Genomic DNA, 8,717 nt, shown 5'->3' with positions numbered 1-8,717 from the left:
CCGGCTGAAGCCAGCCGGGTTTTCTAATTCACCGTACGTCCATGCGGACGCACAAAGGACGATCTAAAAGATTGATGGAGCATCGAAACAATCCGAAAACCGGATCTCACCTTTCGGTCCGATGCCCTGAAACCAGTTGAAAGGGAAGCTTATGCCGCTTCTTCCTTCTCGCCTTCCTCGTTGTCGGCCTTGGCGCCGCGGCGCGGGCCCTTGTTGAGGTTGGTCTCGATCAGGCGCACGGCCTCCGTCTCCGACATGCGGTTGACGGCAGCAATCTCACGCGCCATGCGGTCGAGCGCGGCTTCATAAAGCTGACGCTCCGAGTAGGACTGCTCCGGCTGGTTGTCGGCGCGGTAGAGATCGCGCACGACTTCCGAAATCGAGATCAGGTCACCCGAATTGATTTTTGCGTCATATTCCTGGGCGCGACGCGACCACATGGTGCGCTTCACGCGGGCGCGGCCCTGCACGACCTTGAGCGCGCGATCAACATAGTCGGTTTCGGAAAGCTTGCGCATGCCGATGGACGTCGCCTTGGCGACCGGCACCTTGAGGCGCATCTTGTCCTTCTGGAAATCGATGACGAACAATTCCAGCTTGTGACCGGCGACTTCCTGCTCTTCGATCGTAACGATCTGCCCGACGCCATGCGCCGGATACACAATATATTCGCCAGTCTTGAATCCCTGGCGCTGCGCCGATTTCTTCTGCTGGGTGGTCATCCGCCTAACACTCCTGTTCTAGTGGGACATGCAGGTTCCGTCTCGCCTCGACGATACCCCTTGCCCATACGCCTGCCGGCTTCTCGGACGCATAGAAGATTGAAAGCTCTGGAAAATGGTGACAGCGCCTGCACCTAAGGCCCGCCACGCAAACCAATACACCCTGACCCAGATAGCCCCGGTCCGGATTTTGAGCCCCACCTTTCAGTGATTAGTCTGTGTGCGCCATCAAAAGACGTGTTGTCACCGGCATGATTTTGTGAAGCTACCACAAAAAGCCGAAAGAATCAAGAATTTGACGCATGTGCGAAGATGTCGCGGCAGAATCCTGCGCGATCGCCCCGTCTTTTAGCGTTATGCCCCACGGTCAAAAAGTGGGTTCAGTCTCCTTCGCCGGGCTCCGGCGAAAAATACTGTTCCAGCTTGTTTTCGACGCCATCGAATTCCTTGGCGTCCGCCGGAGGCTCTTTCTTAGCGGTGATGTTGGGCCATTTTTCGGCATATTCGGAGTTGAGCTGAAGCCAGCTGTCCAGCCCTGGCTCCGTGTCGGGCTTGATCGCCTCTGCCGGGCATTCCGGCTCACAGACACCGCAGTCGATGCACTCATCCGGATGGATGACGAGCATGTTCTCACCTTCATAGAAACAGTCGACCGGACAGACTTCTATACAGTCCATGTACTTGCACTTGATGCAGTTGTCGGTGACGATATAGGTCATTGGTGCTCTCGGCTGACAGCTTCTTCGAATGTCGAAAGGTGAGGTATCCCCTTTGAAGAGCCGTTGCAAGGCCCGTTGTTGCGCCGCAATCGTCGCAGGCGGAATCCCATTCCAGCCTTCGCAGACCGCAATCCGGCATCACCCATCGTCGCGCCACCGGTCGAGGGCACGGCGTTCCTTCTTGGTCGGGCGCCCGGCCCCCATGTCGCGCTTTGGCGGCACCGCCGCGGTCACGGCTTCCTTCGGCGGAGCTGGCGGGGTCATGTCCTCGTAAAGCGTCCGCGCTTCTTCTGCAGGACCGCGCCGCGCGCCCGGCGCCAGAACACGGTAGACGAGGATCCGCCGGTCGAGGGAAATGGTGAGCACGTCGCCCACCTTGATCTGGTAGGCGGCCTGCTCGATCTTGTTGCGGTTGACGCGAACCCGCCCGGCCTGGGCGAGCCTGGCGGCGAGCGAGCGTGATTTCACCACCCGCGCGAAGAACAGCCACTTGTCGATGCGCTGCCGTTCTAAAGCCGTTCCGCTCATTGCATGGCGCTACTTCTTCAACTGGTCCTTCAGGGCAGCGAGCTTCGCAAAGGGTGAATCCGGGTCGATGCGCGCCGGGCGCTCCTCACGCGGACGGTGAGACGCCCCCTTGCGCTTGAAGCCCTGCTTTTCGCCATCCTTGCGGTGCGGCTTGCCCCGCTTCTGGGCCCCGTCACGCTCCTGACGCCCGCGCGCCTGCTGACGCGGGTTCCCCTTGCCTGCACCATGGCGCTTGCGCCCGTCAAAACGGGCCTGCCGCCAGATGAGGACCGGCTTGGGTTCTTCTTCTTCGCCGGCTGGCTTTTCGGCCGGGGTCTCGGCAGCAGATTCGTCAACCACCGCCTCAGGCGTCGCATCCGGCTTGATCTCCGCCACAGGCGTCGGGGCCTCTTCCGGCGTCTCCGCTGCGGCGGGCTCGGCCGCCACCTGCTCGCCCGGCTGGGCGGCAACAGCCCCGGTCTGCGTGGCAGCGTCCGCGCCCTCGGCCACAGGCTCGGCGGGTTTGGCCTCCCCGGCCTTCTGCGTGGCATCCTTTTCCGCAGCCGCTTCGTCCAGCGCCTTCAGATGCGCCGCCACCTCTTCGGCCGGTTTCGGCTCTCCGCGATAGCCCAGTCCCTTGAGAATCGCCTCCATGTCGTCGGCAGTCGCACCAAGAATGGACATCATCGCCGGCGTGACCACAAAGGCCGCACCGTCATAGCCCCCTTCGGGGCGCGCACCCGTTCCCGGCTTCCAGGAAAGCGCGGGACGGATGAGGTCCGCAAGGCGTTCCAGAATGTCGACGCGCACGGCACGGCGGCCGAGATTGCGATACCCGGCAAGACCGTAAAAGGCCTTCTCAAAGGCCGGGTCGGTCACGATGGACGTGCGGCCGGCGGCAAGCGCGGTCACCACATCGCCATAGCCCGGCTTGTCTTTGGCGTCGTTCTTGAGCGCCCAGAGAAGCGACAGGAGACCGGCCGGTGCCGGCTTGATCAGCGCGGGGACAAAGATGTGATACGCGCCGAAGCGCACGCCGAGGCGGCGCAGCGATGCACGCGCGTCCTGGTCGAGCGCCCGAACGTCCTCAGCCACGGTGCGGCGGTTCAGAACGCCAAAATTCTCGGCAAGCTGGAAGGCGATGCCACGCGCCATGCCCGACAGGCTTTCCGTATCGCGCAGGTCCACCAGCGGCTTCAGGAGCGATTCGATCTGATAGGTCACAAAGCGCTCGGCACGGGCGGCGACCTTGTCGCGCGCCGGTCCGGTCAACTGCTCGTCGGCCAGGAGCACGATGCGCGGCTTCAGCGCATCCTCACCGGCCACCAGAGTGGCAATCGGCTGTCCGAGCCAGCGCAGCAGGCCGTCGGAATCGAGCGCCAGATCCCCATTGCCCGACGCGGCAAAACGGTCCGCGCGGGTTTCAAACTCGGCGGCCAACGCTTTCTGGGCAGCAGCCTTGACGGCGCGCGCGTCCTCTCCCTCCGCCGAACGGTCGGCGGTAAAGCGGAACCCTAGCATCTCACCAACGTGATGCCCCTCGACAAGGACTTCGCCAACGGGGCTGATTTCTGCTTCCGGCATTGCATTCTCTCTCAGGCGCTTCATGAGCACGGAAGTCCTGCGGTCCACAAAGCGTTTCGTCAATCGCTCATGCAACGCATCGGACAAACTGTCCTCAATCTCTCGTGTTTTTTCCTGCCAGTGTGTCGCATCGGCCAGCCATCCGGGCCTGTGCGAGACAAATGTCCATGTGCGAATCTGCGCGATCCGCTGTGATAACGTGTCGATGTCCCCCTCGGTGGACGCGGCGCGTTTGACCTGTTCAGCCATATAGTCTTCATCGACATGGCCCATTCGCGCCAGATCAGAAAAGACTGCACCAACAATTTCTGCGTGCTGGGCCGGTGCGATGCGCCGGTAATCGGGCAGCACGCAGGCTTCCCACAGGAGCCCGACACGCTCGCGCCCCTCGGCCAGCGCCCGGATATCCCCGTCACGCGACAGGAATTCGAGCACTTTCGCATCGGCGGCCGGCAGCGCGCGGGTCAGGCCGTCCACGGGCGGCGGCGTATCGAGCGACGCCTTGAGCGCATCGACGCTTGAAAAGTCGAACGACGCCGTGCGCCATTGCAGCACCTTCACGGGGTCGAACTCATGCGCCTCGATGCGGTGGACGAGTTCATCGGCGAAGGGGTCGACCTGGCCGGTAACGCCAAACGTCCCGTCGCGCAGGTGCCGGCCGGCACGGCCTGCGATCTGGCCGAGCTCCGCCGGATTGAGATCGCGATACTGGAAACCGTCGAATTTGCGGTTCTGCGCGAAGGCCACATGATCGACATCGAGGTTGAGCCCCATGCCGATCGCATCCGTCGCCACCAGATAGTCGACATCGCCGGACTGATAGAGCGCGACCTGTGCGTTGCGCGTGCGTGGGCTCAGCGCGCCGAGCACCACGGCCACCCCGCCGCGCTGGCGGCGGATCAGCTCACCGATGGCATAAACCTCGTCGGAGGAGAACGCCACGATGGCCGAGCGGCGCGGCAGCCGCGTGATTTTGCGTGAGCCGGAATAGGTGAGCACCGACATGCGCGGCCGGGTGATGACGGAGAGGCCCGGCAGGAGCTTCTCCAGTATGCCGCGCATCGTGCCGGCCCCGAGCAGCAACGTTTCCTCGCGGCCGCGCAGGTGCAGGATACGGTCGGTGAAAATGTGGCCGCGCTCGAGATCCGCGGCAAGCTGGACCTCGTCGATCGCGACGAAGGCCACGTCGGCCTCACGCGGCATCGCTTCCACAGTGCACACCGAAAAGCGCGCCCCCGGTGGCGCAATCTTTTCCTCGCCGGTGATCAGCGCAACATGCTGCTCGCCCACCTTGGCGACCACGCGCGAATAGACCTCGCGCGCAAGCAGGCGCAGCGGCAGACCGATGACGCCGCTGGAATGCGCAACCATGCGCTCGATGGCGAGATGCGTCTTGCCCGTGTTGGTGGGGCCGAGGATGGCTGTGACGTTGCGCCCCGAAAGCACCCGGGGGCTGGCGTTCTGATTCTGGAAATTCATAGGGCCCGGAAAGCCGTCTACCTCAGCGAAAAAAGGCGAGCACACGGGTTAGCACGCTTTGCCTCCGCATTCCAAGGCAAGACTGTCACTCCCCCGACAATGACTGCCATATGCCTTCGCATATCCATGCATCCATTAAGGTTTGGAACGAGTCTGGAACGAATCAGCGACGAATCACTGACTTTGCAGGTTTCCCGTTTTGTTCACCCCAACATACGGTATGACGCAGAGGAAGCGGAACTAGATACTGAATCGGCGCCAAACCGGAAGTGCCGCAAAGGAAGGGCAAGCGTTAACCTTTTGCCGGCAGCGGAGGCGCAGGCACGTTCCACCCTGCGCAAGCATAAGATTTTGTTAGGAAAATTTGACCCACCGTTAACAGCCGCACCGCGCGGGTTGAGACCTGGCATTAACACTTCGACCAAACCCGGAACGAATCGGCGACGAATCAGTGATATCGCAATGTTCCCGGTACGTTCACCGCTACATCTGGTGTTTTCCACTGCCTGTCGACAGACAGCGCACAGCTTATCCACAGCTCGGCTGCGGCAGGATGAAAGCTCCGTTAACCGAATTGCTTCAAATTGATACAGGATCGAGGGATCCGGAACGCCATGATCGATCCACAGCGTCCCGAAAATTTACGGCGCGGCACGCCTGATTTTCATCAGATGAAGTATTGCCCGCCATTGACGGTCAGCGTCGAGCCGGTCACGAAGCCTGCATCGTCGGACGCGAGGAAGAGCACCGACCGTGCGATTTCCGACGCCTCGCCCAGCCGCCCCACCGGGATCTGCGCAATGATCTTCTCGCGCACCGCTTCCGGCACGGCCATCACCATGTCGGTGGCGATGTAGCCCGGGCAGATAGCGTTCACCGTCACGTTGAAACGCGCCCCCTCCTGGGCCAGCGCCTTGGTGAAACCGATCTCGCCGGCCTTGGCCGCCGAGTAATTGGCCTGCCCCATCTGCCCCTTCTGGCCGTTGATCGAGGAAATACTGATGATCCGGCCGAACTTGCGCGAGCGCATGCCGGCGAAAACCTGATGCGTCATGTTGAAGACGCCGTTGAGATTGACATCGACCACCGCGCGCCAGTCTTCCGGCGTCATCTTGTGAAACATCACATCGCGCGTGATCCCGGCATTGTTGACCAGAATGTCCACCGGGCCGAGATCGGCTTCGATCTTCGCCACACCCTCGGCACAGGCGTCATAGTCGGCAATCGACCATTTATAGGTGGCAATGCCGGTTTCCTCGGTAAACCGCGCCGCCGCCTCGTCATTGCCCGCATAATTCGCCGCAACCTGATAGCCTGCCTCTTTGAGAGCTGTCGCTATCGCCGCGCCGATACCACGGGTTCCCCCGGTAACAAGTGCCGTCTTCATGCAGATCGCCTCCCTGGAAATGAATGTTCCCCGCCGCCTTCGCCCTATTGTGCCTGAGCGATAATCCGGCTGGCGCGCAACGTCTCCCGCCGCGCGCCGCCAGTCAGCCTACAGCGCTTCCACGCACATGGCGACGCCCATTCCGCCACCGATGCAAAGCGTCGCCAGCCCCTTCTTCGCGCCCCGGCGGCGCATCTCGAAGGCCAGCGTGTTGAAAATGCGGGTGCCCGAAGCACCGATCGGATGGCCGATGGCAATCGCTCCGCCATTGACGTTCACGATCTCCGGGTTCCAGCCCATATCCTTGTTGACGGCACAGGCCTGTGCGGCAAAAGCCTCGTTGGCCTCGACCAGATCGAGATCTTCCGCCTTCCAGCCAGCCTTCTCCAGCGCACGGCGCGACGCGGGGATCGGCCCCGTGCCCATGATCGCCGGGTCGACACCCGCCGTTGCCCATGAGGCAATGCGGGCGAGCGGTGTCAGGCCCCGGCGCTCAGCCTCGCTTTCGCGCATCAGCACGACAGCGGCGGCGCCATCATTGATGCCAGACGCGTTGGCCGCCGTCACGGTGCCTTCCTTGTCGAAGGCCGGGCGCAGTTTCTGCATCCCCTCCAGCGTCGCGCCATGGCGGATATATTCGTCGTCGGAGACGACCGTCTCACCCTTGCGGCTCTTTACCGTCACCGGCACGATCTCGTCCTTGAAGCGCCCGGCCTTCTGCGCGGCCTCCGCCTTGTTCTGCGATGCGAGCGCGAATGCATCCTGCTCGTCACGCGTGATCTGGAACTGCCGCGCCACATTCTCCGCCGTGATGCCCATATGGTAGCCGTTGAAGGCATCCCACAGACCATCGCGGATCATCGTATCGATCATCGTGTAATCGCCCATCTTCACGCCGGCGCGCAGATAGGCGCAGTGGGGCGAGAGCGTCATCGATTCCTGCCCGCCGGCAACGATGATGTCGGCATCGCCGGTGGCGATCTGCTGCATGCCGATGGCAATGGTGCGCAGGCCCGAACCGCAGACCTGGTTGAGCACCCACGCGGTTGTCTCTTTCGGCAGACCGGCGGCGATCGACGCCTGACGCGCCGGGTTCTGCCCCTGGCCCGCGGTCAGCACCTGACCAAGTATAACCTCGTTCACCTCTTCCGGCGCCACCCCGGCGCGCGAAAGCGCCTCGCGGATCGCGGTAGCGCCCAGCTCATGCGCCGGCACCGTGGCGAACGACCCGTTGAAGGAACCGACCGGTGTGCGGGCGGCGCTGGCGACGACAATGGCTTCGGCTGACGACATGGAAGGTTCTCCCTTGGAAAAAGGCATATACGCGTAAATGTGCAGCCCATATGACGGACTGTCCTCATCCGCATTTGTCGCGGCTAATCAGGGCCGAGTCAAACGGATGTGTGCAGCGCAGCAACCCATGCGCAGCGCCGAACGGAAGCGCCCGCGTCTTCGCCACTGCGAAAACCGCTTTCATTCGACCGGATTTTGCGCATATCCTGCCCCTGGTCCTTGAATCCAGGGCATCGTTTTTCCAGGTCGACGCAAAGAGACGGCCGGACGCGACGCCATAGACACCGTGCTACGGGGAGGTCAGTAATGCCAGCCAAGGACGACCCGATCGTCATCAAGAAATACGCCAATCGCCGCCTCTACAACACCGGCACCAGCACCTATGTGACGCTGGAGGACCTCGCCGAAATGGTGAAGCGCGATGAGAATTTCGTTGTCCATGACGCCAAATCCGGCGACGACATCACCCATTCGGTTCTGACCCAGATCATTTTCGAACTGGAGAACGACCGCAACGGGCAGAACATGCTGCCGGTGTCCTTCCTGCGCCAGCTCATCGCCTTCTACGGCGACCAGATGCAGATGGTTGTTCCAAGCTTCCTCGAACAGTCCATGACGGCCTTTTCGAAGGAGCAGGAGCGCATGCGCGAACAGATGAACAGGGCGTTCGGGACATCCTCCATGGATATGATGGGCATGTCGGCACCCATGAAAATGGTTGAAGAACAAACCCGCCGCAACATCGAGATGTTTCAGAACGCCATGCGCATGTTTACGCCGATGCCCGGCGCACCCGAACAGCCCGCTGCCGCGGACACGGAAACGGGTGACGACAACCCCCGGTCCGACGACCTGAAGGACTTACGGGAGCAGATCGCCGACATGCAGCGCAAGATCAACTCCCTGGGCGGTTCCTGACCGCCCTTCCCCGGAGCGAGCACAGACTGAAGCGCCAGACACATGCCCCGGACCGTTCGTGATACGCAGGCCATGCTGGCAGGAATGACGCCCGTTCTTACGACGGGC

The 8,717-nt window shown here is 62.2% G+C and carries 7 protein-coding genes; 1 reads left to right on the top strand and 6 read right to left on the bottom strand.

The window, feature by feature from the left end; translation table 11 throughout:
- Positions 1-149 precede the first annotated feature (149 nt).
- The 6 genes from AC07E3_RS21075 to AC07E3_RS21050 all read right to left on the bottom strand — a co-directional run bounded on the left by AC07E3_RS21075 (position 150) and on the right by AC07E3_RS21050 (position 7,691).
- Positions 150-722, bottom strand: coding sequence for a CarD family transcriptional regulator (locus tag AC07E3_RS21075; RefSeq protein WP_007007553.1), 573 nt, complete (start codon positions 720-722; stop codon positions 150-152).
- Between the two features lie 380 nt (positions 723-1,102).
- Entirely contained in the window at positions 1,103-1,441 is a 339-nt protein-coding gene (gene fdxA, locus AC07E3_RS21070) for a ferredoxin FdxA (RefSeq protein ID WP_007007554.1), read from the bottom strand.
- A 138-nt stretch (positions 1,442-1,579) separates the two neighbouring features.
- Positions 1,580-1,969, bottom strand: coding sequence for an RNA-binding S4 domain-containing protein (locus AC07E3_RS21065; protein WP_007007555.1), 390 nt, complete (start codon positions 1,967-1,969; stop codon positions 1,580-1,582).
- 9 nt (positions 1,970-1,978) lie between these two features.
- Positions 1,979-5,011 carry a helicase-related protein gene (locus AC07E3_RS21060; protein ID WP_478364650.1) on the bottom strand — a complete coding sequence of 1,011 codons (3,033 nt, stop codon included), beginning with the start codon at positions 5,009-5,011 and terminating at the stop codon, positions 1,979-1,981.
- Positions 5,012-5,678: 667 nt separating this feature from the next.
- Positions 5,679-6,398 carry an acetoacetyl-CoA reductase gene (phbB, locus tag AC07E3_RS21055; RefSeq protein ID WP_065818092.1) on the bottom strand — a complete coding sequence of 240 codons (720 nt, stop codon included), beginning with the start codon at positions 6,396-6,398 and terminating at the stop codon, positions 5,679-5,681.
- 108 nt (positions 6,399-6,506) lie between these two features.
- Positions 6,507-7,691: an acetyl-CoA C-acetyltransferase gene (locus AC07E3_RS21050; RefSeq protein ID WP_478364648.1), complete on the bottom strand. Its 1,185-nt coding sequence runs from the start codon at positions 7,689-7,691 to the stop codon at positions 6,507-6,509.
- Between the two features lie 306 nt (positions 7,692-7,997).
- Between AC07E3_RS21050 and phaR the strand changes: the two genes are divergently transcribed.
- Positions 7,998-8,609 (top strand): polyhydroxyalkanoate synthesis repressor PhaR, encoded by a 612-nt coding sequence (phaR, locus tag AC07E3_RS21045; protein ID WP_478364646.1) that lies wholly within the window; start codon positions 7,998-8,000, stop codon positions 8,607-8,609.
- Positions 8,610-8,717: the final 108 nt, after the last annotated feature.

It is taken from the genome of Nitratireductor lacus, from assembly GCF_056431025.1.
The sequence above is the reverse complement of the archived record's forward strand: the minus strand, read 5'-3'. Positions and strand labels throughout refer to the sequence as shown.

What these genes read in the sequence shown, in the direction of transcription:
- phbB (WP_065818092.1), bottom strand. Translation starts at nt 6,398, where the DNA reads ATGAAGACGGCACTTGTTACCGGGGGAACCCGTGGTATCGGCGCGGCG.
- fdxA (WP_007007554.1), bottom strand. Translation starts at nt 1,441, where the DNA reads ATGACCTATATCGTCACCGACAACTGCATCAAGTGCAAGTACATGGAC.
- AC07E3_RS21065 (WP_007007555.1), bottom strand. Translation starts at nt 1,969, where the DNA reads ATGAGCGGAACGGCTTTAGAACGGCAGCGCATCGACAAGTGGCTGTTC.
- AC07E3_RS21075 (WP_007007553.1), bottom strand. Translation starts at nt 722, where the DNA reads ATGACCACCCAGCAGAAGAAATCGGCGCAGCGCCAGGGATTCAAGACT.
- AC07E3_RS21050 (WP_478364648.1), bottom strand. Translation starts at nt 7,691, where the DNA reads ATGTCGTCAGCCGAAGCCATTGTCGTCGCCAGCGCCGCCCGCACACCG.
- phaR (WP_478364646.1), top strand. Translation starts at nt 7,998, where the DNA reads ATGCCAGCCAAGGACGACCCGATCGTCATCAAGAAATACGCCAATCGC.
- AC07E3_RS21060 (WP_478364650.1), bottom strand. Translation starts at nt 5,011, where the DNA reads ATGAATTTCCAGAATCAGAACGCCAGCCCCCGGGTGCTTTCGGGGCGC.